The organism is Pontibacter russatus, from assembly GCF_009931655.1.
Classification (GTDB): Bacteria; Bacteroidota; Bacteroidia; order Cytophagales; family Hymenobacteraceae; genus Pontibacter; species Pontibacter russatus.
This window is the reverse complement of the sequence record NZ_CP047984.1, coordinates 487,340-512,803: the sequence shown is the minus strand read 5'-3', so window position 1 is coordinate 512,803 and position 25,464 is coordinate 487,340. Positions and strand designations below refer to the sequence as shown.

At 54.0% G+C, this 25,464-nt stretch carries 22 protein-coding genes; 10 read left to right on the top strand and 12 right to left on the bottom strand.

The annotated features are described in order from the left end of the window. Positions 1 to 187 precede the first annotated feature (187 nt). A complete protein-coding gene (locus tag GSQ62_RS02075) occupies positions 188 to 655 on the top strand; it encodes a hypothetical protein (protein ID WP_161887968.1) in 468 nt (155 codons plus the stop codon). Between the two features lie 215 nt (positions 656 to 870). On the opposite strand, the gene GSQ62_RS02070 is transcribed toward GSQ62_RS02075, so the two are convergent. The 3 genes from GSQ62_RS02070 to GSQ62_RS02060 all read right to left on the bottom strand — a co-directional run bounded on the left by GSQ62_RS02070 (position 871) and on the right by GSQ62_RS02060 (position 3,017). Next, entirely contained in the window at positions 871 to 1,302 is a 432-nt protein-coding gene (locus tag GSQ62_RS02070) for a DUF2147 domain-containing protein (RefSeq protein ID WP_237586907.1), read from the bottom strand. A 670-nt stretch (positions 1,303 to 1,972) separates the two neighbouring features. Continuing rightward, positions 1,973 to 2,347 (bottom strand): hypothetical protein, encoded by a 375-nt coding sequence (locus tag GSQ62_RS02065; protein WP_161887967.1) that lies wholly within the window; start codon positions 2,345 to 2,347, stop codon positions 1,973 to 1,975. Positions 2,348 to 2,456: 109 nt separating this feature from the next. Continuing rightward, a complete protein-coding gene (locus GSQ62_RS02060) occupies positions 2,457 to 3,017 on the bottom strand; it encodes a C40 family peptidase (protein ID WP_161887966.1) in 561 nt (186 codons plus the stop codon). A 288-nt stretch (positions 3,018 to 3,305) separates the two neighbouring features. Here GSQ62_RS02060 and GSQ62_RS02055 point away from each other — a divergent pair, with 288 nt between their 5' ends. From GSQ62_RS02055 to GSQ62_RS02045, 3 genes are all read left to right on the top strand, one after another. After that, positions 3,306 to 3,728, top strand: coding sequence for a hypothetical protein (locus tag GSQ62_RS02055; RefSeq protein ID WP_161887965.1), 423 nt, complete (start codon positions 3,306 to 3,308; stop codon positions 3,726 to 3,728). A 93-nt stretch (positions 3,729 to 3,821) separates the two neighbouring features. Continuing rightward, positions 3,822 to 5,630 (top strand): M61 family metallopeptidase, encoded by a 1,809-nt coding sequence (locus tag GSQ62_RS02050; RefSeq protein ID WP_237586905.1) that lies wholly within the window; start codon positions 3,822 to 3,824, stop codon positions 5,628 to 5,630. 417 nt (positions 5,631 to 6,047) lie between these two features. Next, entirely contained in the window at positions 6,048 to 6,431 is a 384-nt protein-coding gene (locus tag GSQ62_RS02045; RefSeq protein WP_161887964.1) for a hypothetical protein, read from the top strand. 20 nt (positions 6,432 to 6,451) lie between these two features. Here the strand turns inward: GSQ62_RS02045 and GSQ62_RS02040 are convergent, their stop codons facing one another. Next, positions 6,452 to 7,876, bottom strand: a complete 1,425-nt coding sequence (locus GSQ62_RS02040; protein WP_161887963.1) for a Glu/Leu/Phe/Val family dehydrogenase — start codon at positions 7,874 to 7,876, stop codon at positions 6,452 to 6,454. Between the two features lie 308 nt (positions 7,877 to 8,184). On the opposite strand from GSQ62_RS02040, the gene GSQ62_RS02035 reads away from it, so the two are divergent. Further along, on the top strand, positions 8,185 to 8,679 hold the full coding sequence (locus tag GSQ62_RS02035; RefSeq protein ID WP_161887962.1) for a hypothetical protein: 495 nt from the start codon (positions 8,185 to 8,187) through the stop codon (positions 8,677 to 8,679). A 203-nt stretch (positions 8,680 to 8,882) separates the two neighbouring features. Here GSQ62_RS02035 and GSQ62_RS02030 read toward each other — a convergent pair whose 3' ends face one another. The 4 genes from GSQ62_RS02030 to GSQ62_RS02015 form a co-directional block, all read right to left on the bottom strand. Then, positions 8,883 to 9,482 (bottom strand): FKBP-type peptidyl-prolyl cis-trans isomerase, encoded by a 600-nt coding sequence (locus GSQ62_RS02030; RefSeq protein WP_161887961.1) that lies wholly within the window; start codon positions 9,480 to 9,482, stop codon positions 8,883 to 8,885. A gap of 381 nt (positions 9,483 to 9,863) precedes the next feature. Beyond that, the gene (locus GSQ62_RS02025; protein ID WP_161887960.1) at positions 9,864 to 10,001 is read right to left on the bottom strand and encodes a hypothetical protein; all 138 of its coding nucleotides are present in this window, start codon (positions 9,999 to 10,001) and stop codon (positions 9,864 to 9,866) included. 270 nt (positions 10,002 to 10,271) lie between these two features. Beyond that, a complete protein-coding gene (locus tag GSQ62_RS02020; RefSeq protein ID WP_161887959.1) occupies positions 10,272 to 13,682 on the bottom strand; it encodes a methylmalonyl-CoA mutase family protein in 3,411 nt (1,136 codons plus the stop codon). A gap of 233 nt (positions 13,683 to 13,915) precedes the next feature. After that, positions 13,916 to 14,467 (bottom strand): DUF1003 domain-containing protein, encoded by a 552-nt coding sequence (locus GSQ62_RS02015; protein WP_161887958.1) that lies wholly within the window; start codon positions 14,465 to 14,467, stop codon positions 13,916 to 13,918. Positions 14,468 to 14,657: 190 nt separating this feature from the next. Between GSQ62_RS02015 and lepA the strand changes: the two genes are divergently transcribed. From lepA to folD, 4 genes are all read left to right on the top strand, one after another. Next, positions 14,658 to 16,442 carry a translation elongation factor 4 gene (gene lepA, locus GSQ62_RS02010; protein WP_161887957.1) on the top strand — a complete coding sequence of 595 codons (1,785 nt, stop codon included), beginning with the start codon at positions 14,658 to 14,660 and terminating at the stop codon, positions 16,440 to 16,442. Positions 16,443 to 16,519: 77 nt separating this feature from the next. Further along, complete coding sequence (locus tag GSQ62_RS02005; protein WP_202621824.1) at positions 16,520 to 16,645, top strand: DUF4160 domain-containing protein; 126 nt, start codon at positions 16,520 to 16,522, stop codon at positions 16,643 to 16,645. A 104-nt stretch (positions 16,646 to 16,749) separates the two neighbouring features. After that, positions 16,750 to 16,902 (top strand): hypothetical protein, encoded by a 153-nt coding sequence (locus GSQ62_RS02000; RefSeq protein WP_161887956.1) that lies wholly within the window; start codon positions 16,750 to 16,752, stop codon positions 16,900 to 16,902. Between the two features lie 197 nt (positions 16,903 to 17,099). After that, positions 17,100 to 17,981, top strand: a complete 882-nt coding sequence (folD, locus tag GSQ62_RS01995; RefSeq protein ID WP_161887955.1) for a bifunctional methylenetetrahydrofolate dehydrogenase/methenyltetrahydrofolate cyclohydrolase FolD — start codon at positions 17,100 to 17,102, stop codon at positions 17,979 to 17,981. Between the two features lie 76 nt (positions 17,982 to 18,057). Here the strand turns inward: folD and thrA are convergent, their stop codons facing one another. The 4 genes from thrA to GSQ62_RS01975 form a co-directional block, all read right to left on the bottom strand. Then, positions 18,058 to 20,505 carry a bifunctional aspartate kinase/homoserine dehydrogenase I gene (thrA, locus tag GSQ62_RS01990; RefSeq protein ID WP_161887954.1) on the bottom strand — a complete coding sequence of 816 codons (2,448 nt, stop codon included), beginning with the start codon at positions 20,503 to 20,505 and terminating at the stop codon, positions 18,058 to 18,060. Positions 20,506 to 20,675: 170 nt separating this feature from the next. Next, positions 20,676 to 21,998 carry a threonine synthase gene (thrC, locus tag GSQ62_RS01985; protein WP_161887953.1) on the bottom strand — a complete coding sequence of 441 codons (1,323 nt, stop codon included), beginning with the start codon at positions 21,996 to 21,998 and terminating at the stop codon, positions 20,676 to 20,678. Continuing rightward, positions 21,995 to 22,954, bottom strand: coding sequence for a homoserine kinase (locus GSQ62_RS01980; protein WP_161887952.1), 960 nt, complete (start codon positions 22,952 to 22,954; stop codon positions 21,995 to 21,997). The genes thrC and GSQ62_RS01980 overlap by 4 nt, the downstream gene beginning before the upstream one ends. Before the next feature lie 10 nt (positions 22,955 to 22,964). Beyond that, positions 22,965 to 24,374 (bottom strand): aspartate kinase, encoded by a 1,410-nt coding sequence (locus GSQ62_RS01975; RefSeq protein WP_161887951.1) that lies wholly within the window; start codon positions 24,372 to 24,374, stop codon positions 22,965 to 22,967. Positions 24,375 to 24,808: 434 nt separating this feature from the next. Between GSQ62_RS01975 and GSQ62_RS01970 the strand changes: the two genes are divergently transcribed. After that, positions 24,809 to 25,462, top strand: a complete 654-nt coding sequence (locus tag GSQ62_RS01970; RefSeq protein ID WP_161887950.1) for a 7-carboxy-7-deazaguanine synthase QueE — start codon at positions 24,809 to 24,811, stop codon at positions 25,460 to 25,462. Positions 25,463 to 25,464 lie beyond the last annotated feature (2 nt).

The window sequence follows — 25,464 nt, the reverse complement described above, 5'->3', positions numbered from 1 at the left end:
AAACATACTTCCGCTTAAATAGTTTAAGCCTTGTCTCCGACTTACCGACCCAGTGGTACGTGCAGGCATTGTAAAATCTCAAACCTACTTAAATAAAAATTCTAAACATGCCAGTGTCGTTTGTTCTGGCTGCGCCCTGTGCAACTGCCGGAACAAACGACACTGGATTTAACGCAAATCGAGAACTATGGAAATGCTTAGCCAAGAACTTGACACCAAGAAGCGGCTGCTTCAGGAGTGTACAAGAATACTGAATGCCCAGATCAAGGCTGCGAAAGACGCCATGGACGAGGCGCAGGAGAGTGCCAACGAGCACCAGGGCGCCATGGAGGACAAGTTCGAGTCTTTCCGGGAAAACTGCCAGATACAGCGCGACATGTACGCCCGGCAACTCGACGAGCTGATCAGGACGCAGAGCATTCTCCGGAACATCAACGCGACCAGAAGCAATAGGGAGGTGTCGATGGGGGCGGTGGTGCAGACCGAGCTGCAAAACTACTTTATCGGGGTGAGCCTGGGTGAGATAAAAATAGACGGCGAATCCTACTTTGCCATCTCGGGCATGTCGCCGCTCTTCAAGGCTATGTCGGGCAGGGCTGCCGGGGAAACCTTCACCTTCCGGGACAACACCTATAAGATACTGCAGGTGTATTAGCGCCGGTTTACCTGCGTCGGGCAATGTTGCAGACACCCGGGAAGCAGCCGGCTTTGGTGGTCTGCTGTCGCTGGGTTATATATGCCTGTTCAAGGCCATATATAACCCAGCGACAGCAGACAGAATTTTGCCAGGCATACGCGCTGGACATTCAAAGGCACTATACTAAAAGGGCCGCATGGACGCGGCCCTTTTAGTATAGTGCCACTCAGAAGCTAGTTCGTCCGGCTCCAGTTCTGCGACCTGCCGATGAGGGAGATGCCTATATAGCCTTTCACCTCCATCTTGTCATTGCCGAGCATTTTCATGTAGCAGGAGTAGGTCTTGCCACTTTCCGGGTCATATATGGTACCCTCGTCCCAGGTGTTGTCACCGTTGTACTCAAAGCCTTTCAGAAACACCAGCCCCTGCAAAGGGCGGCCCTGCAGCTTCCTGTTGGGGTTGTTCTCATCCACTTTCGGCTTGCCGTCTTTGAGCGGCTCCTTTAGCGATACTATTTTGCCGCACAGTTTGTCGCCGCACGCATATATCTCAAATTCGGCCTTGCCCTCCTCGTTTACCCAGGTGCCGACCGGGGACATACTTTGAGACCAGGCAACGGTTGCAAGCAGCGAGAGGATGATAAATGTCAGAAAATACTTTTTCATATATAAAACGGTAGGTTAGCACAGGCAACGAAATATAATGAAAAATCAGATATAAAATGCTTGCCGCGCCCATTCCTATATAAATCAGGCAACACCAGGGAGAGCTGGCAGCGCAGCGGGACGCACTTTCCGCAGGCCCTTTTCGTGCTGCATCAGCTGTGCTAAAAAAATCGACGAATTATATATGGAGCGGCTTGTGGTGCTGTAATGCTGAAGCCGCTTAAGGTTGTTTAAGATTAGGTTGCTGATAATAAGAACGTTGCTGCTGAAGAGGAAGCTTCGCAAATAAATCTTACTCTTTTATGTAAAATCTTGTGAACTTTTAGAGGTTCTTTTATCTTTATAACTCAGCAGCGAGTGCTGCGGCTCTGGTCTAACAGCCTAATGCTAGATGGTCGAAGGTTCAGGGTTATGTTGGACTAATGAGAAAGGAGGTGCTGATGTCTAATCCCAAACAAGTGTTATCAAGCCTGCGTAATAGTATTCACCTAAACCGTGAACTGGCTTCATAAACGGGATTTTGCTGTTTGTGCAGCATGCAATTGCATTGGTCTTCGGACGGTAACCTGAATCACAGGAAGCCGCTTGGTAAGACTTTTTAGGATTCCGGAACACCTGGTGTAACCTGACGGGCTGCATCAGGTGTTCTTTTTTATATTCTCCCCGTTCCCTACAGGTCGTCTTTGAAGATGGTGTTGTTGCGCAGCCGCCGCTCCCTTACAAAAGTGCCAACGTAGAAACCCGTCGCGACAAGGCAACTCAATCCCATCAGCACCAGCAGCATGCTGCGCCCGCTCCAACTGAAGGCCTCCGGATCTATGCGCCAGGCGACCAGCAGCCCCGCCAGCAGCGTGAGGGCGGTGACGGTATGGAGAACGAAGCGGTTGTGCCGGCGCAGGTGGTAGGTGCATGCCAGCAGCAGCAGCCCGAAAAGGGGCGCGATAAGCGCGGTGGGCGGTTTGGCCGGGTTGGTGAAGTAAACGATTAACCCGGCTACCAGCAGCACTGCGGCGTTGACGGTGTTGATGATGTAAGGATGTACCATGGCGTTGTCATTATGTACAGCAACAGGGCCTGTTGTGGCCTCGTCATGGTTTTGTGTACGTAGAAATCATTGAGGGTTATATAGGTGCTTTCAGATAATCTCTATATCCCTACAGTATCCGCCGGATTTGCAGGAAACGGAGGTCGTAGCGGGTGCCCTCCACCTCACTTACCTTTACGCCCCCGTTAGAGGAGGAATGCACAAATTCAATCGTGTCGCCGGGGGAGGAAATGACGATGCCCACGTGGCCGGGCTCCCGCACGTCGGCGTTGGTACCCGTGAAAATAACCAGATCGCCTTTCCGTGCCTCTTTACGCGCCACCTGCACCCCCTCCCGGGCCTGCAGCGCAGAAGAGTGCGGCACCGCTATGTCAAACTTTCCATACACATGGGTGATAAAACCCGAGCAGTCAAACCCATCAGGCGTAATGCCCGCATACACATACGGGCTGCCCAGCAGGCTCATGGCATACTCCACAATGCTATCGCTGCCGTTGGCAGGAACCGCATGGGCGGAGGCAGTCAGATGAACGGCACCTTCGGGTTTGCTGGCAGCTGCGGTTGCTTCCATATCCGGGGCCTGTTGCGTCAGGAGATTGCGGGACCCGGCCCAAAATAGCGCCAGCAGCACCAGGAGCGGGGAGAACAGGAGCGTTTTCTTCTTTTTCATAGCTGTAGGGTATAGGATTTGCCCGATTAAGAGAAAATATCATGCCATTGCTGCCTTTTCGCCTAGGCAGGCAGCAGAACCTGTCGTTATTGCTGGTAACAAAGTCCTCCGATTTCCTAACAACGATAGAAACGGCTATAAATGTTTACACTCTAATTTAGCCTATATACACTATTTATGCATTCTTTAACTTTTTATATGATTAATTTGAAACATTTTTATAGGGATGCATTGCTTTGTATAGCAGAAGAAATATTTTTGTGTAAGGCGTATAGTAATTGAGGAAGGATGAAGGTATATAGCACATTATCGGTGGAGGTGAAGTTTGATGAGGCAAGTGGCAGACTACATTTGGTGTGCTCCAGGAACTTCAATGCGCTGGAGTTTCGCAAAAGCCTGTTGGCGGCGCTCCGCTTTGCGGAAGCGCACCACGTAAAGCAGTGGCTCCTTGACTATACCGCCATCGGCACCCTGGACGATACAGAAGAAAACTGGCTGCACACAAGCCTGTTCCCGCGAATCATGATGACCATGGGAACCGACAATTACGTGGCTGTTGTGCTGTCGGAAGCGTGTTATCAGACGCTGTTGAACGAGGCGGGGCTTCTGGGGCTGCAGAGCTACAATTCCTTCATCATCATCAACACCTTCTGCGATGCGGAGCGGGCCACGGCCTGGCTAAGCGGCAGGGCACTGCCCCACGCCTCCTGACATAGTTGCAAAGCCGCTGGCGTCTCCACCGGATTTTGATATGCACGGTTTTTGTCGTAAAATGCCGTAGCTATCAACAATCCACGCTAAAACATGCACTCTAAAAAGCGATTAACACACTCTCTCTTATTTTTTGTATTTCTTAGTATTGGCAACGCAGCGTCGGCGCTCGCGGCCGAACTGCGCTACACCCTCTCGATGCCCGAGCCCCACACACATTATTTTGAAGTGGAGGCGGAACTGTCAGGGGTAAAGAAAAATCATATCGATTTCACGCTTCCGGTGTGGGCGCCGGGGTCTTACCTGGTGCGGGAGTTTGCCAAAAATGTCGAAGGCTTTGAGGCCGCCGACAAGGAGGGCAAGCCACTACGCTCCGAGAAAATTGATAAAAACACCTGGCGCGTGTACAGCAACAAAGCAGACGTGGTGCGTGCCAGTTATGATGTGTATGCGAACGAGCTCACCGTGCGCACCAGCTTCCTCGACGCCTCCCACGGCTATGTGAACGGAACCAGCGTCTTTATGTACCCGGAGGGCTACCAGGACCTGAACGGCACCCTCGCCGTAAAGCCCCACAAAGGCTGGGACAAGGTGTCGACGGGGCTGAAGAGCACCGGCAACTTCACTTATACCTTCCCAAATTATGATATCCTGGCGGACTCTCCACTGGAAATCGGCAACCACGAGGTATATAAATTCACCACAGCCGGCATTCCGCACGAGGTGGCCATATATGGCGAGGGCAATTTCGACCCGAAGGAACTGATGGCGGATATGCAGCAGGTGACGGAGCAAGCGGTGAGCGTGTTCGGCGAGTTGCCTGTGGAGCGCTACCTGTTTATCGTACACAACCTGCAGCGCGGCGGCGGCGGGCTGGAGCACCTGAACTCAACCACTCTGCAGACTTCGCGATGGAACTATGGCACGGAGGCAGGTTACAACGGCTTCCTGTCACTGGTCGCGCACGAGTACTTTCACCTCTGGAACGTGAAGCGCCTGCGCCCGCAGCCACTCGGCCCCTTCGACTACAACCAGGAAAACTACACGGACCTGCTGTGGGTGTCGGAGGGCATCACCAGTTACTACGACGACCTGCTGGTGCGCCGCGCCGGTTTCACCTCCCCGCAGCGCTACCTCGATATCATCGCCGGCAGCATCACCTCTGTGGAGAGCACGCCGGGCAATAAAGTGCAGACGGTGGCGGAGGCCAGCTTCGACGCCTGGATCAAGTACTACCGCAGCAACGAGAACTCCAGAAATGCCGAAGTTTCCTACTACACCAAGGGCGGTGTGCTGGGGCATCTGCTTAATATGGAGGTGATGGAGGCAACAAAAGGCGAAAAATCGCTGGATGATGTGATGCGGTATATGTATGAGCGCTACTACAAACAGCTGGACCGCGGCTTCACGGAAAAGGAGTTTAAAGAGGCGGTGGAGAAAGTGTCCGGCCGCAATATGGATGCCTTTTTCAGGGACTTCGTGAACGGCACCAAAACACCGGACTATAACAGCTACTTCGATGCGGCGGGCCTGCGCCTTGTCAATATAAACGAGGGCGGCAAAGCGGCCAGTTGGGGAGCCTCTACGGTTGTGTCGGACGGCAGGGTGCTGGTGCGCAGCGTGAGCAGGGGCGGCAGCGCCTATGAGGGAGGGCTGAATGCCAACGATGAGGTTGTGGCCATCAACGGCTACCGCGTGGGAGAGGACCTGGACAGCTTCGTGAACCGCCTGGACATAGGCGACACGACCGAGGTGGTGGTGGCCCGCGAAGGCAGGCTGCTGACGCTCCACATCCCCATACTAAAGGATGAGAGTGTGCGTTACAGGTTCGAGCGCGTGCCAAATCCAAGCAGTGTGCAGCAAAAGGTATTTAATGAGTGGCTCGCGCTGGATAACAGCTGACGATACAAAACTGGCCATAAACAGCGGCGGCGGCAGAAGAGGTACAGGTCTTCTGCCGCCGCCGCTGTTTATGGCCCTGGGCTCAAAATTTTATGAACCACTATATATAACTATTAGAAGCTATTGCCTGCCCATATACTTCAGGCTATATAAATTACTGGCGTGCAGCCATATATCATTACTTCTTCCGGAAGCGGTAGTCCTGCTTCTTAGGATATATAATAATTCAATTTCATATTGAATCTTCAGTCTGATTCTATACAGTCAATAATTTCAGATATAGTTTTTGATTTGCAGTTTTCTATGTACCTTTCGAAATCAAAAAGCCAGGTCGGCTCCTTGTAGATGGTTATACTGGAAACTTCTTTTGTTAGAATAGATTTTCTGAATCAGTCTGATATACTGGTTATTAAGTGGGTGGATAAGCCTGATGATGCCACTTTTGCTGATGCATATCTTACCGCCCTGCAGTTCCTGAAACATATATTCCCAATAAAGCTGTTTTGCACTGATTTAACGTTAATTGGCCCGCTGACGAGGACCCAGGAGTTGTGGTTGAGCCAGGAGTGCTATAAAAAATCATATAATGTACTGCAGGATGACTTTTTTGTGGCGGTAGTTTTCTCCGAGGATCATTTCAAAGCCGTGGTATTTAACTATGTTCTGCCGGAAACTGCTTATGCGCACGAGTTTGTGCATTTCAACTATTTTACCTGCCAGAACGAGGCGCTGCATTGGCTGGCGAGCATTAATGAAGGCCAGGATACAGCGCTCATGCCGCGCATTCCTGGCCTCCTGTAACTGGTATGTAAATTTCCCCATCAGGGGAATATTCCCAGCGACTCGTAGCTTACGCCAATTTTCTCTATCGCGGTGTAAAATGCAGCCGTGCGCATGTCCGGAATGTTCTTCTGCTGCATCACATCCCTTATCTCATGGAATGCGTTGATCATGGTGTCTTCCAGGCCGGACCTTACCAGGCTGATCTCATCTGCGCCCTGCGTTAAGAAGGCCCGCTCTTTTTGCGTCATGCTTTTCCCGGACGAACTCTCAATTGCATTCACAAGCCGCCTGTAACTCGCCTCTTCGGCACGCTTGCCCATCCGCCCGAAGCGCACGTTCGACAGGTTCTTCAGCCACTCGAAGTACGACACCGTTACACCGCCGGCGTTCAGGTAAAGATCCGGAATCAAAATGACGCCATTGCGGCGCAATACCTCCTCCGCTGCGCGCGTCACCGGTCCGTTGGCCCCCTCAGCCAGAATCTTTGCCTTCACTTGAGCGGCGTTTCCCTCGTGTATCACGTTCTCGAGCGCAGCCGGAATCAGGATGTCGCACTCCATCTCCAGCAGTTCGGAAGAATCGTCGTAGTTTTTGCAGTCCTTAAAGTTCAGTATCGAGCCATTCTCGCTCCGGTGCCGGAAGGCCTCCTGCACGTCAATGCCATTGCTGTTGTAGATGCCGCCCTCCCGTTCGGCTATGCCTATTATCACGGCGCCGTCCTGCTGGCAGAAGTAGGCGGAGTGGTAGCCCACGTTTCCCAAGCCCTGCACAATAATGCGCTTGCCCTGCATGGTGCCCCCGTCCAGGTTTTTGCCTATCAGCAGCTCCGTATCGGCCAGCGCCTCCCGTATGCCGTAGTAAATGCCCAGACCCGTCGCCTCGGCCCGGCCCCTGATACCCCCCTGACCCACAGGCTTCCCCGTCACACAGCCCAGAGCACTTGTCTCGCCATACTTAAACGTCTGATAGGTGTCGGCAATCCAGGCCATTTCGCGGCTGCCGGTGCCGTAGTCGGGCGCGGGCACATCAATGCCCGGTCCTATGAGGTTCTTCTTGATAAGCTCGGTGGCGTAGCGGCGGGTAACGCTTTCCAAGGTTTTAACGGAACTGGTGCGCGGGTTTATCTTCACCCCTCCCTTTGCACCGCCGAAGGGCACGTCCACCACGGCACACTTAAAGGTCATGAGCGTGGCAAGCGCCTTTACCTCGTCCTCGTCCACCTGCATGCTGTAGCGGATCCCCCCCTTGGAAGGGAGCTTGTGGTGGGAGTGCTGTACCCGGATGCCTTCAATCACTTCTATCTTGCCCTCAATCTCCACTGGAAAGGATACTTTGTAGACGCTGTTCGGCGCTTTGATCTGGGCCAGTATGCCCGGGCTGAGTTTAGAAAAGCTGGCGGCATGGTCGAAAAACTCATGTACGCTGTCTAAGAATTTTTTCCCTTCGTTAGGTTCGTTTGCCATACGGATATTCTTATTGTTTTATATGTCCATGTGTTGATTTATGAACGGCTTCCGGTCGGTTTTGTTCCCGCAGCCCCATTGTCGGGAGTTGACCTCTGCCCAAGAAGGTTCTTTGGCACTTCATGGGTATTATTTTTGTGGGTAAGTTTATATTTAATAAAGGATGCGTTTTATTTTTGTTGTTTTATAGCAACCAAACCTGTAGCTTTACAAGCTTAGATTTGGTTCCGCAACAGCACGAACAGGCGTGTGCTGCTCTATCTAACTGGCAAGCTGTTAATTCTGACTAACCGATGAAAGCTGAACAGATGATTCAACAAGAAACGTTGCCACCGCTCTCTATGCAGCCGGAGGGCAATTCCTGTTTAGAGAATCTGGATATTTCTTATGATGCTGACAACGAGGTGCTGGTTGTGAATTGGGAGGGGGAAATAAACTCGGAGTGCATACGCAATGGCTACACGCTGCTGATGAAAAGGGTGCAGCTGCTCAGGCCCCGGAAAATCCTCCTCGACTTCCACAACCGCCTGTCTATCCGGCGCCGGGATCAGCGGTGGGTCTTCAGCTACGTCTTCCCCAACATTTTGAGCACTGTAGGCGACAATGTGTTTCTGGCCATTGTACTTCCTGTAGAGCTCTATCATGGGCTGGTGACAGACATAAACGGCGACGAACTGATGAACGGGAATGATTTCCTCATCATTCACCATGCCCTATACCGCGCAGAGGCTATTCGCTGGTTAAATGATATGGAGGCAATTGCCGCCAGGGCTTCCTACGCGGGCGTTAGCAAAGGGGCATAAATGTCAGGTACAGGATATAAGGCTGTTTTTGTTTTGCCTTTCTTGTAAACAGCAATTTGCGGTCTCAGGAGCCATATGCGGTTGTGTAGTTCAACTCCGTTATTACCTTATTATATATAACCATATATAGCGAAGCCGCTGCCAGCGTAGGGTTTCTCCATACGTCAGGGCAGCGGCTTCGCTGAGTGATTTAAATGAAATAGTTATTTGACGGAAAGCAACTCCACGTCAAAAATCAGGGTAGAGTTGGGGCCGATGTCACTACCGGCGCCCTGGGCACCGTAAGCGAGGTTAGACGGGATAAAAAGCCTCAATTTGGCTCCCTCTTTCATCATTTGCAAGGCCTCTGTCCAGCCGGCAATTACACCGTTCACCGGGAAAGTGGCGGGCTCGTTGCGCTGGTAGCTGGAGTCAAAAACAGTTCCATCAATCAATGTGCCGTGGTAGTGGGTGGTTACCGTGTCTGTTTTAGAAGGCGATTTGCCGGTGCCTTCCTGCAGCACCTGGTACTGCAGGCCGCTTGGGAGTGTTTTAACGCCCTCCTTATTTTTATTTTCCGCCAGAAAAGCTTCGCCAGCCTGCTTGTTGTCTGAACCGGAGGCGTCCTGCTTTCGGGCCATTTCCTGCTGCAGCGCCATCATGGCCTGCTGCACTTCCTCCTGCGACAGGGAAGAGGGCTTGCCTTCCAGTGCTTCCTTCATACCCTTGATAAAGGACTCTGCCTCTATGTCGATGCCCTGCTTCCTGAGGTTGCTGGCCATGTCGCGTCCAATAATGTAGCTGATTTTCTCCTTTAATTCCATAGTGTCTCGTTTTGCACCGTTTGGTGCCATCAAAATTTAAGTATACCGCCTGGCAGCGGCTAAGTTGCAAAGCTATGCATTTTGCTGGAAACGGGAGCGACAGGTTGAGAAAAACCATGCTGTGCAAAGCAGGCAGACAAACGAGCCACAGTGCAGTGGGGGCTGTTGCTTTGTACTGTTCAGCTACTGTCGGGATGGGAAGAAAGAGGGTAACGCTTAGACAACTATGGCGAAAGGAGAGGCCACACCCATTTCTGCATGGGGTCTCTAGCTTTTCTATATATCATTTGGCCGAGTTCTCACGTGCCTAAACATCCATATGGCAGGATCACTAAACCGGCATTCAGCGGGCTGAAGAATGTCTGCAGCAGGGGGAAAGCATCACAGATACAGGTGGTAATCCTCCTCTGTGTCTGAGTCATCGAGGTGCAGGGTGCTTGGCTGAAGCCAGCTTTTCATCAGCAGGCTTAGCGTGGTGCCAATCAGAAAGAAAGAGGAAAGTGTAGTGATGTTTTTCATATGCCAGGGCTATGTTTAGGAGTGAGACACCATTTGGCACATTAACGTATCCGTATATTAATAAGTTTTATTGCTGCGTTAATAATATGTAAATATTTAGTGCTTACTCACTTCTTTGTTTACAAACTGGTAATCCTGCCACATGAAGTGGAAGAGAACAGCAGGAACTGCACCTAGTCGGCTAGCTATATGCAGTTTCCCGACACGCCTTTCAGAAACCTGGGCTTTTAGAGAAGTTGTGGCAAAATAAACCCCAGCTATATATGCCATTTACATATTCCGTCTGTACTGTCCACCCACCTCGAACAGGGCGTTTGTGATTTGGCCGAGGGAGCAGTATTTTACCGTTTCCATCAACTCCTCAAAGATGTTTTCGTTCCGGATGGCTACCTGCTGGAGGCGCCTGAGCAACTCCTCCGATTCGTCAGCGTTGCGTTTCTGCAGGCCGTGTATCATCCTTATCTGGTACTGCTTTTCCTCTTCCGTCGCCCGGATAACCTCTTTGGGGAGCACGGTTGGGGAGCCGGTAGAGGACAGGAAGGTGTTCACGCCAATGATCGGGTACTCGCCCGTGTGCTTCAGCGTTTCGTAGTACAAGCTTTCTTCCTGGATCTTGCCACGCTGGTACATCGTTTCCATGGCGCCCAGCACGCCGCCGCGCTCTGATATTCTGTCAAATTCGGCCAGCACCGCTTCTTCCACCAGATCCGTCAGTTCCTCAATAACAAAAGACCCCTGCAGCGGGTTCTCGTTCTTGGCAAGGCCCAGTTCCCGGTTGATGATGAGTTGGATGGCCATGGCACGGCGCACAGACGCTTCGGTCGGTGTGGTGATGGCCTCGTCGTAGGCGTTGGTGTGCAGCGAGTTGCAGTTGTCATAAATGGCATAAAGGGCCTGCAGGGTGGTGCGGATGTCGTTGAAGTCAATCTCCTGCGCGTGCAGAGAGCGGCCTGAGGTCTGGATATGGTACTTCAGCATCTGCGAGCGGGCATCTGCGCCGTACTTCTGCTTCATCGCCTTCGCCCAAATCCTGCGGGCCACCCGCCCGATGACCGCATACTCCGGATCGATGCCGTTGGAGAAGAAGAAGCTCAGGTTGGGCGCAAACTTGTTGATGTCCATACCGCGGCTCACGTAATACTCCACAAAGGTAAAGCCGTTGGCCAGCGTAAAGGCCAGCTGCGAAATGGGGTTGGCGCCTGCCTCCGCGATATGGTAGCCCGAAATTGACACGGAGTAAAAATTGCGGATATTCTTGTGGATGAAGTATGCCTGCACATCGCCCATCAGGCGCAGCGAGAACTCCGTGGAGAAAATACAGGTGTTCTGCGCCTGGTCTTCCTTCAGGATGTCGGCCTGAACGGTGCCGCGCACCGATGCCAGCGTGCGCGCCTTTATCGGCTCGTACACTTCGGCAGGCAACACCTGGTCACCGGTTACGCCCAGCAGCAGCAGGCCCAGCCCGTTGTTGCCCTCCGGCAGTTTGCCCTGGTAGCGCGGGCGTTCTGCGCCTTTCTCCTTATATATGGCCTCTATTTTCTGGTCGATTTGATCCTCCAGGCCCTGCTCCTTTATATACAGCTCGCACTGCTGATCGATGGCGGCATTCATGAAAAAGCCAGTCAGAATGGCCGCCGGGCCGTTGATGGTCATGGAAACTGATGTCATCGGGTCGGCCAGGTTGAAGCCGGAGTAGAGTTTCTTGGCGTCGTCGAGGCAGCAGATGCTGACGCCGGAGTTGCCGATCTTGCCATATATGTCGGGGCGGTAATCCGGGTCCTCGCCGTACAGCGTCACCGAATCGAAAGCGGTGGAGAGGCGTTTGGCCGGCATGCCCAGGCTCACATAATGGAAGCGGCGGTTGGTGCGCTCCGGGCCGCCCTCGCCGGCAAACATACGGGTGGGGTCCTCGCCTTCGCGCTTGAACGGGAACACGCCCGCCGTATATGGAAACTCGCCCGGCACGTTCTCCTGCAGGTTCCACTTCAGCAAATCGCCCCAGGCTTTGTAGCGCGGCGTGGCAATTTTCGGTATCTGCAAATGCGACAGCGACTCGGAATGCGTCTTTATTTTGAGCTCTTTGTCGCGCACCTTAAACACATAGAACTCATTTTTATATGCCTGCACCTTGTCCTTCCAGTTCTCCAGTATCTTCTTGTTCTGGCCGTCGAGGTGCATTTCCACTTCCGCGTACGCCTGCTCCAGTTGCATTATCAGCCGGTCTTTGTCATCCAATGCGATGCTCTGTACGGCTTCGATGGACTTTTTGATGCCGTAGAGATTCTGCGCTATTTCTGCCTGATCTTTGCCCCATTTGTCATAGCTGCGGATTGTCTCGGCAATCTCCGAAAGGTAGCGCGTGCGGGCAGGGGGGATGATGTACACCTTCTCCGACATCTCCTTTGAGGTTACAAGGCTGGAGTCGAAATCAATCCCTGACTTTTCAGAGATCTTGGCCATCACCGCCCGGTAGAGCTGGTTCATGCCCGGGTCGTTGAACTGCGACGCAATGGTGCCGAAAACCGGGATGGCCTCGTCAGTTATATCCCACAACTGGTGGTTCCGCTTGTACTGCTTCTTTACGTCGCGCAGGGCATCCAGCGCCCCGCGCTTGTCAAACTTATTGAGAGCAATAACGTCGGCAAAGTCCAGCATGTCGATCTTCTCGAGCTGTGTGGCGGCCCCATACTCCGGCGTCATCACATACAGGCTGGTGTCGGAGTGCTCGACAATCTCTGTGTCGGATTGGCCAATGCCGGAGGTTTCGAGGATAATCAAATCGAAGTCGGCGGCTTTCACGATGTCCACGGCGTCCTGCACGTATTTGCTCAGGGCCAGGTTGCTCTGGCGTGTGGCCAGCGAGCGCATGTAAACTCTATCGTTCGAGATGGAGTTCATCCGGATCCTGTCACCCAAGAGGGCGCCGCCCGTCTTGCGCTTGGAGGGGTCTACCGAGATGATGGCAATCCGCTTCTCCGGGAAATCCTTCAGAAAGCGGCGCACCAGTTCATCCACCAGCGATGATTTTCCGGCACCGCCCGTACCCGTTACACCCAAGACAGGCGTGGTTCGAGTTGTGTGGGTCGTTTTACGTTTTTCGTCAGCCTTGCCGGTGATGTGGGCTTTTACTTTGTCGTATTCCTCCGGGAAGTTCTCGGCAGCCGAGATCAGCCGGGCAATGTCTTTGGGGTTCTTCTCCTGCAGGTGCTTGTATTCGCCGTTCAGATTTTCGCCTGTCGGGAAGTCGCACTGCTGCAGCATGTCGTTTATCATGCCCTGCAGTCCCATCGCGCGGCCGTCGTCGGGCGAGTAGATGCGCGCGATGCCATATGCATGGAGCTCATCAATCTCCGAAGGCAGAATCACGCCGCCGCCGCCGCCGAAAATACGGATTTGGCCGCTGCCGCGCTCCTGCAGCAAGTCATACATATACTTGAAGTACTCGATATGGCCGCCTTGGTAGGAGGTGATGGCGATGGCCTGCGCATCCTCCTGGATGGCGCAATCCACGATTTCCTGCACCGAGCGGTTGTGGCCCAGGTGAATCACCTCCGCACCAGAGGCCTGGATGATGCGGCGCATGATGTTGATGGCCGCGTCGTGGCCGTCGAACAGAGAGGCGGCCGTCACGATGCGGATGTGGTTGACAGGCTTGTAAGGTTCTACAGTTGTTGCTTGCATACTCTGCTATAACAGTATCTCTTCAAATAAGATGCGAATATAGGCAATTTTGGAAGAGGGCTTACAAACCGCTGGGTAGGCGGGAGGTTGGACATTCTTTAAAAACGTGTAAGCGAAGCAGCGCAAGGGATAGCCCTATATAGCCGGCACAGATAGAGCCTTGCATCGGGGCGGCTATATATGCTGCCGGTGTTTGTACCTGCGATAACCTATAGCCCCTGCTTCTGGTCCTGTTAGCTTTTCTCTATCTCTTCCTGATGTTCTTCCATCGTGTCCATTACCTTTTCCGGGGCTACGTTCTTTTCCAACTCGTCTATTTCCGGGTTGTCCGACTCCCGTATGTCCATTTTTTGGGCTATGGCCCTCACCATTTTTATCAGGGACGTAACCTCGTGCTCGGTCAGCAGGCTGACCTGCAAGTCCAACTCGGCTCGTTTGTCGGCCTGGGCCGACATGCGGTTCTGGCTTATGAGGACAAACGTAGACAGGAAAATGGCCTCTACGGATGCCTCCATGGCCAGCACCACCAGAGACGGGTCGAACGGCTCCAGGCCCAGCACACCTGTATTCCAGAGTATCCACACCCCGAAAAACACGATGTGTATATAGACGAACGTCATGCTGCCGACAAACCTGGTGATGCCGTCCGCGATTCTGTTTTGAGTGGATCTTCTTTCGTCTTCCTGCTTTTTCCGCTCCAGCAGGGCCTTGATATTGCGCTCTACCACGCCTGCCATCCTCCCCGATTTGTCAGGGGCTGTTGCTATAGGTGATTCTGTTTTCATGCTTGGTTGTGTTATGGAGGGTATATATACGGGGAAGGGTTACAGCCGGGGGGCGGCTTCCTCAAATTTGGCAGGCGACGGCTGCACTTCTGGCTGGACTGCTGCTTTCCGGGGTGCTATATAAATGTTGGGCCCGGAGGCAGCAACAAAGCCTCATTCTTCTTAACTTTGTTTTCCGTATATAAAATTTATGAAGAACATTCGCAATTTCTGCATCATCGCGCACATCGACCACGGCAAGAGTACCTTGGCCGACCGGCTCCTCGAGTATACCTCCACGGTGGCGGAGCGCGAAATGCAGAACCAGCTGTTGGATAACATGGACCTGGAGCGGGAGCGGGGCATCACCATCAAGAGCCACGCCATCCAGATGAACTACCCTTACAAAGGGGAAGACTACGTGCTCAACCTGATCGACACGCCCGGCCACGTCGACTTCTCCTATGAGGTATCCCGCTCGATTGCCGCCTGCGAAGGGGCGCTGCTGATCGTGGACGCCTCGCAGGGCATCGAGGCACAAACCATCTCGAACCTGTACCTGGCCATCGGTAACGACCTGGAGATCATCCCGGTGCTGAACAAGATAGACCTGCCGCACGCCATGCCCGAGGAGGTGTCGGACCAGATCACCGAGCTCATCGGCTGCGACCGGGAAGACATCATTCTGGCGTCCGGCAAGGCGGGCATCGGGATAGAAGATATCCTCAACGCCATCTGCGACCGCATCCCGGCACCGAAAGGAGACCCCGCTGCCCCCTTGCAGGCGCTGATTTTCGATTCTGTTTTCAACTCGTACAGGGGCATCGAAGTGTATTTCCGTATTTTCAACGGCACCCTGAAAAAGGGAGACAAGGTGAAGTTCATCAACACGGGCAAAACCTACGAGGCCGATGAGATTGGGGTGCTGAAGCTGAACCAGGAGCCCCGGCAGGAGATGGGCGCCGGAAACGTGGGGTACCTCATCTCCGGCATCAAAAATGCCAAAGAGGTGAAAGTGGGCGACACCATCACGCACGTGGACCGCCCGGCCAAAGGCATTCAAGGTTTTGAGGACGTGAAGCCGATGGTGTTTGCCGGGATATACCCGGTGGAGACGAGCGAGTATGAGGAGCTGCGCAGCTCCATGGAGAAACTCCAGCTGAACGACGCCTCGCTGGTGTGGGAGCCGGAGACGTCCGCTGCCCTTGGCTTCGGTTTCCGCTGCGGTTTCCTGGGCATGCTGCACATGGAGATTGTACAGGAGCGCCTGGAGCGGGAGTTCGACATGACGGTTATTACCACGGTGCCTTCGGTGCAGTTCCATGCCTATACCACCAAAGAGAAGATGGTGAAGGTAAACGCGCCATCCGAAATGCCGGAGCCGAATTATATCGACCATATTGAAGAGCCCTATATAAAGGCGCAGATCATCTCCAAGTCTGAGTTTGTGGGGCCCATCATCACGCTGTGCATGGACAAGCGCGGCATCCTCAAGAACCAGACCTACCTCACCAGCGACCGCGTAGAACTGACGTTCGAAATGCCGCTGGCCGAAATCGTGTTTGACTTCTTCGACAAGCTCAAGACCATATCCCGCGGCTACGCCTCCCTGGACTACGAACTGATCGGCTTCCGCCCCTCCAACATGGTGAAGCTGGACATCATGCTGAATGGGGAGAAGGTGGATGCGCTGAGCGCCATCGTACACCGCGACAAGGCCTACGACTGGGGCAAGCGCCTCTGCGAGAAGCTGCGCGAGCTGTTGCCGCGCCAGATGTTCGAGATTGCCATCCAGGCGGCCATCGGCCAAAAGATCATCTCGCGCGAAACGGTGAAAGCCATGCGCAAAAACGTGCTGGCCAAGTGCTACGGCGGCGACATCTCCCGAAAGCGAAAGCTCCTGGAGAAGCAGAAGAAAGGAAAGAAGCGCATGCGCCAGGTAGGCAACGTGGAAATTCCGCAGGAAGCCTTCCTGGCCGTGCTGAAACTGGATTAACACATAACAAGCCCCGATGTGCTGCCTGCGCGCCGGGGCTTGTCGCTTCATAGCAATTCCCCTTTTATGCAGTATACATGCCTGAACTGAGCAGATTTTATGGGATTATTGTTTATAGGTTTGCAAAGGACCATAATCCACCGCATTTCCATGCAAAGTACGGTGAATTTATAGTTGTGATTGATATTAGAACAGCAGTTTGATCGAGGGGTAATTGCCAAGAAGAGCTTTACGGTTGATAATTGGGAAAGAGCCCAGTCGGATAATCCAGAGCTTATGAAGATTGAACCTTTAACTTAGTTTGAAGATGATACACTTGGTCAAAGAAATCGTTGCAGTTGAGCCTTTTAATCTCACTTTGAGATTCATCACGGGAGAAGTGAGACTGCTTGATTTAGGAGATAAACTAAATGAATGGGCGACAACGCCACAGTCAAAATTTGCAGAACTGAAAGACTAAGAGAACTTCCAAAAAGTAAGTCTTGATGAGAACTACGATACCCTTGTCTGAGAAGACGAAATAGACTTATGTCCTGATGTGCTGTATAGTCTCAGCACAATACTGGATAAGAAAGACGAGGCTTAACGGATGCACTGCATCGCTTTTTCACCCATAGAAACGAATAATAACCAATCTCATAACTCTCAACTACACAAATGACTTTACTTGACGGTAAAAAGACATCCGAAGCCATACAACAGGAAATTGCTGCTGAGGTGGCCGAACTCAAAGCCAGTGGTGGCAAAACACCGCATCTGGCGGCCATCCTCGTCGGCAATGACGGCGGATCGGTGACGTATGTGAACAACAAAGTGCTGGCCTGCGAGCGCGTGGGCTTTGCCTCGTCGCTGTTTCATTTCGAGGACACCATTTCGGAAGAGGAGCTGCTGCTGAAGATAAAAGAACTGAACCTGGATGAGGACATTGACGGTTTCATCGTGCAACTGCCGCTCCCGAAGCACATTGACCCGGAGAAGGTGCTGGAGGCGGTGGACCCGAAGAAAGATGTGGACGGCTTCCATCCGATAAACGTGGGACGTATGGTGGCGGGCTTGCCTGCTTACCTGCCTGCCACGCCTGCCGGAATCTTACAGTTGCTGGAGCGCTATAAAATAGAGACCAGCGGCAAGCACTGCGTCGTGCTCGGGCGCAGCAACATTGTCGGTTCGCCCATGAGCATCCTGATGGCCAAGAGCACCTACCCCGGCAACTGCACCGTCACCATCTGCCATAGCCGCACCGTCGATCTGCCATTTTACACCCGCCAGGCCGACATCATCATTGCCGCCATCGGCAAGCCGGAGTTCGTGACCGCCGATATGGTGAAAGAAGGCGCCGTGGTGATAGACGTGGGCACCACCCGCGTGCCGGATGCCTCCCGCAAGTCCGGTTTCAGGCTGAAGGGAGATGTGAACTTTGAGGAAGTGGCACCCAAGAGCAGTTATATCACGCCCGTGCCCGGCGGCGTAGGCCCGCTTACCATTGCCATGCTGCTGAAGAACACCCTGAAGGCTGCGAAAAAGGAAGTATATTCCTGAGTTATATATAGCTGTGAAGCAAAAAGCCCCGTGGCCATATATAACCACGGGGCTTTCTGTATATATGCCTGATGCGTTAATGTGCGCCCACGTTCACGATATCGGCAAACACGCCGGCGGCAGTTACTTCGGCTCCTGCTCCGGGGCCTTTCACCACCATGGGGCGCTCTTTGTAACGGTCGGTGGTGAAGGAGATGATGTTGTCGCTGCCCGAGAGGGTGTAGAAAGGATGGGTCTCGTCCACCATTTCCAGCGAAATAGTGGCTTTGCCGTTGTCCAGCTTGCCTATATAACGCAGGACTTTCCCGCTGCTTTCGGCCTTGTCTTTCAGTTCCTGGAAGTAGGCTTCCGCCGCTTTTAACTCCGCATAAAACTCCGGCACCGAGGCTGCCTGCAGGCACGAAGGCGGCAGGATGTTGTCTATCTGCACGTCTTTTGCCTCCAGCGCGTAACCGGCATCGCGGGCCAGTATCAGCATCTTCCGCATAAAATCCATGCCGCTCAGGTCGTCGCGCGGGTCCGGCTCAGTATATCCTTTCTCCTGCGCCATTTTCACCACGTCGTGAAAAGAGGCATCGCCCTTGAAGTTGTTGAAAATGAAGGAGATGGTGCCGGAGAGGATTGCCTCAATGCGCAGCACCTGGTCGCCGCTCATCATCAGGTCCCGCAGCGTCCGGACAATCGGCAGGCCCGCCCCCACATTCGTTTCGTAATAGAAGTCTACCCCATGTTGGAAGGCCGTGTCCTTGAAGTTTTTGTACTGCGCGTAATCAGAGGAGTTGCCGATTTTATTGCAGGTGACAATAGAGATGTTGGACCTGAAAACCTCCTCGTAAAACCGGACGGGAGCGGGGCTTGCGGTGTTATCGGCCAGGATGCAGTTGGGCAGGTTCATGCGCTTCATGCGTTGCACGAACTCCTGCAGGTCGGCTGGCTCCCCGGCTGTTTCAAGTACCTCCCGCCAGTTGTCCAGCGGCAGCCCATCGGCATCGAACACCATTTTACGGGAGTTGCTGATGCCCACCACCTTCACCTGTATGCCGTTGTGCTGCTGCAAAAAGCCCTGGTGCTCCTGCAACTGCCGGATGAGGGTGCTGCTGATGTTTCCGGTGCCGAGGCAAAACAGGTGCAGCGTCTTCTTCAGTTCTACAAAGAACGCATCATGGACGGTGTTCAGGGCTTTGGGCAGGTCATGGCGCGAGATGATGACGGATATGTTGTACTCTGAGGAGCCCTGTGCAATAGCGCGTACGTTGACGCCGTTCCGGCCCAGCGCGTGAAACAGCCTGCCTGCGATGCCTGGCGTCTGCTTCATGTTCTCGCCCACAATGGCCATCACCGAAAGGTCCTGCTCGATGGTGGGCGCCTCCAGTTTCTCTGCCTGCAGTTCCAGCTCAAACTCCTGTTCAATCAGCCTTTTTGCCTTCGGGGCATCGGCAGGGTGCAGGGCAAACGTGATGCTATGCTCAGAGGAGGCCTGCGTGATGAGGATGACATTGATCTGCTCCCGCGAGAGCAGCGAGAAAAGTCGCCCGCTGTAGCCCGCCTTGCCCACCATGCCGCTGCCCTGCAGGTTGATGATGCTCGTCTCGTTGATAGAGGAGATTCCCTTGATGTTCGAGCCTGACTTCTGAATGTCGTGCCGGATGGCTGTGCCCGGGAAAGCGGGATTCGTGATGTTCCGGATTATAATGGGGATTCTTTTCAGGAAAGCCGGCGTCATGGAAGGCGGATAGATCACCCGGGCCCCGAAGTAGGAGAGTTCCATCGCTTCGATGTAGGAGAGCTCCGTCAGCGGAATCGCCTTCTTCACCATCTTCGGGTCGGCGGTCATCATACCGTTCACGTCGGTCCATATCTGAATCTCGGAACTGTTCAGGGCAGAGCCAATCAGGGCGGCGGTATAGTCGCTTCCGCCACGGCCCAGCGTCGTGATTTGTCCTCGCTCGTCGCTGGCGATAAACCCGGTCACGAAAAGCAGGCTGTCTTTATGCTCGCTGTAGAAGCTGCGGATAAGCAGTTCAGTTACCTCCGCCTGCACCCGCGCATGGCCGAAGCTGCTGTCGGTCTTGATGAGCGTGGCGGCATCCACGAAGAGCGCCTCCGGGAAACGCTGCCGGGCTACCTCGCTGATAAGGAAAGTGGCGCAGCGCTCGCCATAGCTCAGCACGATGTCCCGGGTCTTTGGGGTAAGCTCACGCAGGGATGCTACCCCGTGTAGCAGGCTCTCCAACTCCCGGAAACAGGCTTTTAGCTTCGCCGTCACCGATTCCTGGTTCTCTTCCTGGATCAGTCCATCTGCCACGGCGAGGTGCCGCTCCTCCAGTTCCTGCAGGTATCTGGAAAAATCCTTCCCGTCAGCGGCATGGTCTGCCAGACTGGAAAGCTGGTTCGTTACGCCGCTCATGGCCGAAACCACGACAATCGGTTTCTCTGTCTTGGCTTCTTCGGCGAGTATATCTAATAGCGTGAGAACATTCTGAACTGAGCCAACCGTTGTTCCCCCGAATTTCAGGACTTTCATGTGTATATAGGAGCTAATTTCTGGGCGCAGGCTTCTGCTTTGCCTGTCGCTTTGTTTTGATGAATGAAGTTTGCCTTTCTGCTGCGTCTGTAAAACGGAGCGGCGCATATATAAGAGTCTATCTAAACTTATATATAAATTGCCCGGATAGGCTTTGTACCTGCTACAGGTCAGGAGGCGGTGTGCAGCCGGTTTTGCTCCTGCAGCAGGGTTGCCAGTTCTGCAAAGTTATTGCGGATGCTGCTCACTTTCTTCTGCCTGTTCAGGAAAGCCTGCAGTTGCTCCGGCAGTTCAATATCCGAGTCTAATATGGCATCGATGGTTTGCTTGAACTTGGCAGGGTGGGCTGTCTCCAGGAAAATACCCGCAGTCTGCAATTCCGGCAGGTGTTTTTTCAGGGCCATATAGGCAATAGCGCCGTGCGGGTCCAGCAGGTAGCCCTGGTTTTGCTGCACCTCCTGAATAGTCTTTTTAATCGGTTCATCCTCCGTCCAGTAGCCTTTGATCACCTGTGTCAGGGCCTCATATTCCTGGCCGAATGTCTCCTGAATGCGCGGGAAGTTGTTCGGGCTGCCCACGTCCATGGCATTGGCGATGGTTGCCACCGAAGGGGCGGGCGTATATGTCCCCGATTCGAGGTAAGCCGGCACGATTTTGTTGAGGTTGGTGGCCGCGATGAAGTAGTTTACCGGCAGACCCATCTGCCGGGCCAGCACCCCGGCCGCCAGATTGCCGAAGTTCCCGCTCGGCACCGCAAAGGTCACGGCCTCGGTATGCGGCTGTTGCTTACGCCACTGCCCCCAGGCATGGAAGTAATACACCATCTGCGGCAGCCAGCGCGCCACGTTGATCGAGTTGGCTGATGACAGCTGCATTTCCTTTGCCAGTTCCGGGTCAGAGAAAGCCTGCTTCACCAGGTGCTGGCAATCATCAAAAGTGCCCTCAACGGCCACGGCATGGATGTTCTGCCCCAGCGTGGTGAACTGCATTTCCTGTATCTCGCTCACGCCGCCCTTTGGGTACAGAATCACCACTTCGATGTTTTCCACGCCCAGGAAGCCGTTGGCCACGGCGCTGCCCGTGTCGCCGGACGTGGCCACCAGCACAGTTACCGGCTTCTCCGGCTCGGCAAAAGCCTGCAGACAGCGCGACATAAACCGTGCCCCCACATCCTTGAAAGCACATGTCGGCCCATGAAACAGCTCCAGGCTATAGATGGTATCTTCCACTTGAACCAACGGAATTGGAAACGTGAACACCTCCGCGCATATATGTTTTAACGCTTCCGGTGCGATGTCCGGGGCGGTATAGGGCTGCAACACCTCGAAGGCGATTTCAGGCAGCGTCATATCCGGCAGCGCCTCAAAAAAGGAGGGGGGCAGTACAGGAACCTGCTCCGGGAAAAAAAGCCCTTTGTCTTGGGGCAGTCCTTTCACAACCGCCTCTTTAAAGCTCATGTCAGGCGATTGGCGGTTGGTGCTGTAATATTTCATTGTTGTGCGTGTAAAGTAGGTTGTTGAATAACGCGGGCGCCCTGCTCCGGCACCTGCGAGACGTAGGCGTGCAGGTCGATGCCGCTGGAGAGGTATACCTGCTCTATGGCTGTTTTTACTTCGGAAGCCACCTGCTCCGTCGCCGACAAGGCGAAGATAGAAGGACCTGAACCTGAAATACCGGCGCCCAAGGCGCCTGCATCGAGGGCCGCCTGCTTTGCCTGCTTAAACAGCGGGATCAGGAAGGCGCGCTCCGGCTCAAATATCTCGTCGTGCAGGCTGCGCCCGATGAGGCCGTAATCCGCTTTCAGCAGGCCTGCCATCAGGGCGGCCAGGTTGCCCCACTGCCGGATGCCTTTCTGCAGCGGAATGTCTTTTTTCAGGATGCTGCGGGCCAGGGAGGTTTTCAGTTCTACCTGCGGATGAACGACTGAGCAGTATAGCTTCACCGGCACGCCCAGCGGCACCACATCCAGTGGGTCGTAGCTCCGCACCAGCACAAAGCCCCCCAGAAGGGACGGCGCCACGTTGTCGGCGTGGGCCGATCCGGAGGCGATGCGCTCGCCCTCCATGGCATAGGGCACAAGCTCCTCTGTCGTGAAAGGCTTTCCCAAAAGCTCATTTACGGCGTACGCAGCGGCGGCAGAACTGGCGGCGCTGCTGCCAAGCCCGCTGCCCACGGGCATGCCCTTGTGCAGCTGCATGTCCAGGCCGAACGGCACCTGCAGGTCGGCCAGCATTTTCTGCGCCACCACGCCCACCACGTTCTCCTGTGGGTTCTGTGAAAGCCCGCTGATACCCCTGATGGCGGAAATGGTGATGCCTGGTGCATCCTTTTTACGCACCCAGACCTCATCGCCGGGCTGGTCCAAGGCAAAGCCCAGCACGTCGAAGCCGCAGCAGACATTGGCCACAGTGGCCGGGGCAAACACTTTTATATACTCTGATCCTTCCATTTATATATGCTTATGCCAGTGAGCCGGCAAATTTATCGGTTTTCGCCAGAAAGAAGCTGTCGTGCAGCAGGTTGACGGCAGCCACCGCGTCCTCCCCGCGAATCACCAGCGAGATGTTGCGTTCGGTGGCGCCCTGCGCAATGGCCCTTATGTTGATGTTGTGACCGCCCAGGATGGAGAACATGGAGCCCGCGATGCCCGGCTGCTGAATCATGCCGTTGCCGACAATGGCCACAATGCTCATATGCTGCTCCAGGTTCACGGGGTCTACCTCGCCCTCCGTTATATGGTATTTAAATTCATCTGAAAGCGCCTCCAACGCAGCCTGGCCCTCTGTGTCGGCGAGGGCGATGGTAATGCTCTGCTCCGACGACGACTGCGTGATAAAGTAGATGTTGATGTTGCGGGTGGCCACTGCCTTGAACATGCGCATCGCAATGCCGGGCACGCCCACCATGCCGCTGCCGCTCAGCGTAATCAGGGTAATGTTGTCGATGCAGGAAACCCCCTTGATGATGTTCGGCCCCGGGGCAGGCGTGGCCGTGATGCGCGTGCCTTGGTGCGAGGGGTTGAAGGTGTTCTTAAGGATCAGCGGGATGCTGGCAGCCACCAACGGCGCGATGGTGGGCGGGTAAAGCACTTTGGCCCCGAAATAGGCCAGCTCCATCGCCTCCTTGTAGCTCAGTTCCTTGATGGAGCGGGCCGCCTTCACCTTGCGCGGGTCTGCGGTATACATGCCATCTACATCTGACCACACCTCCAGCCGCTCCGCCTCCAGTGCCGCCGCATAGATGGAAGCACTGTAATCGGAGCCGCCGCGGCCCAGTACCGATGTCTTGCCAGCCTCTGTTCGGGCGATAAAGCCCGGTGCCACCACCAACGCTACATCCGGCATCTGCTCTTTGATGCGGGCGTACGTTTTCCGCTGGTCTACCTTGGCATTCAGGTAGTTGCTATCGGTGGTGATATAGTCGCGGCTGTCAATCAGGGTGTTGGCGAGGCCCTGGTGGTGAAAAGCAACGGAAACAATCGAAGAGGACAGCAACTCGCCGTACGACATTACCCTGGCTTTGATGCTGTCGCTCAGCTCGTCGAGCAGCACCACCCCCTGGCATATATCCTCCAACTCGCGCAGCAGCAGTTTTATCTTTCCCTTCACCTCTATCTGGCAGCTGTAGGGCACCAACTGCTCTATGGCCTCCATGTGCTTTGCCTCCAGTTGCTGTATCACCTCCTGATAGGAGTTGTCCTGCCTGCCTGCTTTCTGGTAACAGGAGATGAGCATATCCGTGACACCCGACATGGCCGACACGACCACCACCATGTTGCGCGGGTACTTTTTTTCTTTCAGGACGGCGGCTATTTGCAGCATGGCCGCCGCGTTGGCCACAGACGTGCCGCCAAATTTTAAAACCAGCATGAGGAATATATAAAAGCTTGATACAAGAGAAATTGCCTTACAGCAGGCCTAAACCGCACGTGGCGCGGTATTAGAGAAGGGACGATATGTATAGCAGCACCCCGGAAGGGGTAATAATGGTGGCAATGAAAGAAGCGGAAAAAAAAGGTGCCGTCTTCCCTTTTTTCAGAGAAGGAACCAGGTGCTGTACTATGTGTTTTGCGCTTTCCATTGCTTACGAAGCGACAAATTACTACCTGATTTATTCAATTACTAATTTTTTGTAAACTTTGTTATGAATTGAGTAAACGGAGGAGCTGCGGGAACGGCAGCCCGGAACATTATGCGTAGCAGCGCTTGTTGCATTTTTAGCTAAATTGCACTTTCTGCGCCGCACATGACTTACGACAGCGCAGGTTTTATAGATAACAGGCACTGGCCGAAGCAACACGAAATTGGAAGTAACAAAAGCATACAAAACAGCCTCCATCCACACAGTGCCGAAAGATGGCAGTGAGCTCCCGCTGATGGAGGCCTTTTACACCATACAGGGCGAGGGTGCCAACACGGGCACAGCCGCTTATTTTATACGCCTGGGGGGCTGCGATGTGGGCTGCCACTGGTGCGACGTGAAGGAGTCGTGGGATGCGGAACTGCACCCGCTCACCAAAGTGGAGGCCATCGTGGAGATGGCCGATGCCTTTCCGGGCAAAACCGTGGTTGTAACGGGAGGCGAGCCGCTGCTGTACAACCTGCAGCCGCTGACGGCACAGTTGCAGGAGCGCGGCATCCGGACCATGATTGAGACTTCTGGGGCTTATCCTGTATCTGGCATATGGGACTGGGTGTGCCTGTCGCCGAAAAAGTTCAAGGCCCCGGATGCGTCTGTCTATCCTTTTGCAGATGAGCTGAAAGTGATTATCTTTAACAGAAGCGACTTGAAGTGGGCCGAGGAGCACGCCGCGCGGGTGGGGGAGAAGTGCAGGCTTTACCTGCAGCCGGAGTGGAGCAAAGCTGCCGCAATGATGCCGCTGCTGGTAGACTATGTCAAGCGCCATCCGCATTGGCGTGTGTCGTTGCAGGCGCATAAATATATGGATATCCCTTAATT

Bases quoted from the DNA above. Each gene is read 5' to 3' on its own strand.
- GSQ62_RS02055 (WP_161887965.1), top strand. From the start codon at position 3,306: ATGAAGGTATATAGCACATTATCGGTGGAGGTGAAGTTTGATGAGGCA.
- folD (WP_161887955.1), top strand. From the start codon at position 17,100: ATGACTTTACTTGACGGTAAAAAGACATCCGAAGCCATACAACAGGAA.
- GSQ62_RS02030 (WP_161887961.1), bottom strand. From the start codon at position 9,482: ATGGAATTAAAGGAGAAAATCAGCTACATTATTGGACGCGACATGGCC.
- GSQ62_RS02005 (WP_202621824.1), top strand. From the start codon at position 16,520: ATGCCTGAACTGAGCAGATTTTATGGGATTATTGTTTATAGGTTTGCA.
- GSQ62_RS02060 (WP_161887966.1), bottom strand. From the start codon at position 3,017: ATGAAAAAGAAGAAAACGCTCCTGTTCTCCCCGCTCCTGGTGCTGCTG.
- GSQ62_RS01975 (WP_161887951.1), bottom strand. From the start codon at position 24,374: ATGCTGGTTTTAAAATTTGGCGGCACGTCTGTGGCCAACGCGGCGGCC.
- GSQ62_RS02015 (WP_161887958.1), bottom strand. From the start codon at position 14,467: ATGAAAACAGAATCACCTATAGCAACAGCCCCTGACAAATCGGGGAGG.
- GSQ62_RS02025 (WP_161887960.1), bottom strand. From the start codon at position 10,001: ATGAAAAACATCACTACACTTTCCTCTTTCTTTCTGATTGGCACCACG.
- thrA (WP_161887954.1), bottom strand. From the start codon at position 20,505: ATGAAAGTCCTGAAATTCGGGGGAACAACGGTTGGCTCAGTTCAGAAT.
- GSQ62_RS02070 (WP_237586907.1), bottom strand. From the start codon at position 1,302: ATGAAAAAGTATTTTCTGACATTTATCATCCTCTCGCTGCTTGCAACC.
- GSQ62_RS02020 (WP_161887959.1), bottom strand. From the start codon at position 13,682: ATGCAAGCAACAACTGTAGAACCTTACAAGCCTGTCAACCACATCCGC.
- GSQ62_RS02050 (WP_237586905.1), top strand. From the start codon at position 3,822: ATGCACTCTAAAAAGCGATTAACACACTCTCTCTTATTTTTTGTATTT.
- lepA (WP_161887957.1), top strand. From the start codon at position 14,658: ATGAAGAACATTCGCAATTTCTGCATCATCGCGCACATCGACCACGGC.
- thrC (WP_161887953.1), bottom strand. From the start codon at position 21,998: ATGAAATATTACAGCACCAACCGCCAATCGCCTGACATGAGCTTTAAA.
- GSQ62_RS02075 (WP_161887968.1), top strand. From the start codon at position 188: ATGGAAATGCTTAGCCAAGAACTTGACACCAAGAAGCGGCTGCTTCAG.
- GSQ62_RS02065 (WP_161887967.1), bottom strand. From the start codon at position 2,347: ATGGTACATCCTTACATCATCAACACCGTCAACGCCGCAGTGCTGCTG.
- GSQ62_RS02000 (WP_161887956.1), top strand. From the start codon at position 16,750: ATGATACACTTGGTCAAAGAAATCGTTGCAGTTGAGCCTTTTAATCTC.
- GSQ62_RS02035 (WP_161887962.1), top strand. From the start codon at position 8,185: ATGATTCAACAAGAAACGTTGCCACCGCTCTCTATGCAGCCGGAGGGC.
- GSQ62_RS01980 (WP_161887952.1), bottom strand. From the start codon at position 22,954: ATGGAAGGATCAGAGTATATAAAAGTGTTTGCCCCGGCCACTGTGGCC.
- GSQ62_RS02040 (WP_161887963.1), bottom strand. From the start codon at position 7,876: ATGGCAAACGAACCTAACGAAGGGAAAAAATTCTTAGACAGCGTACAT.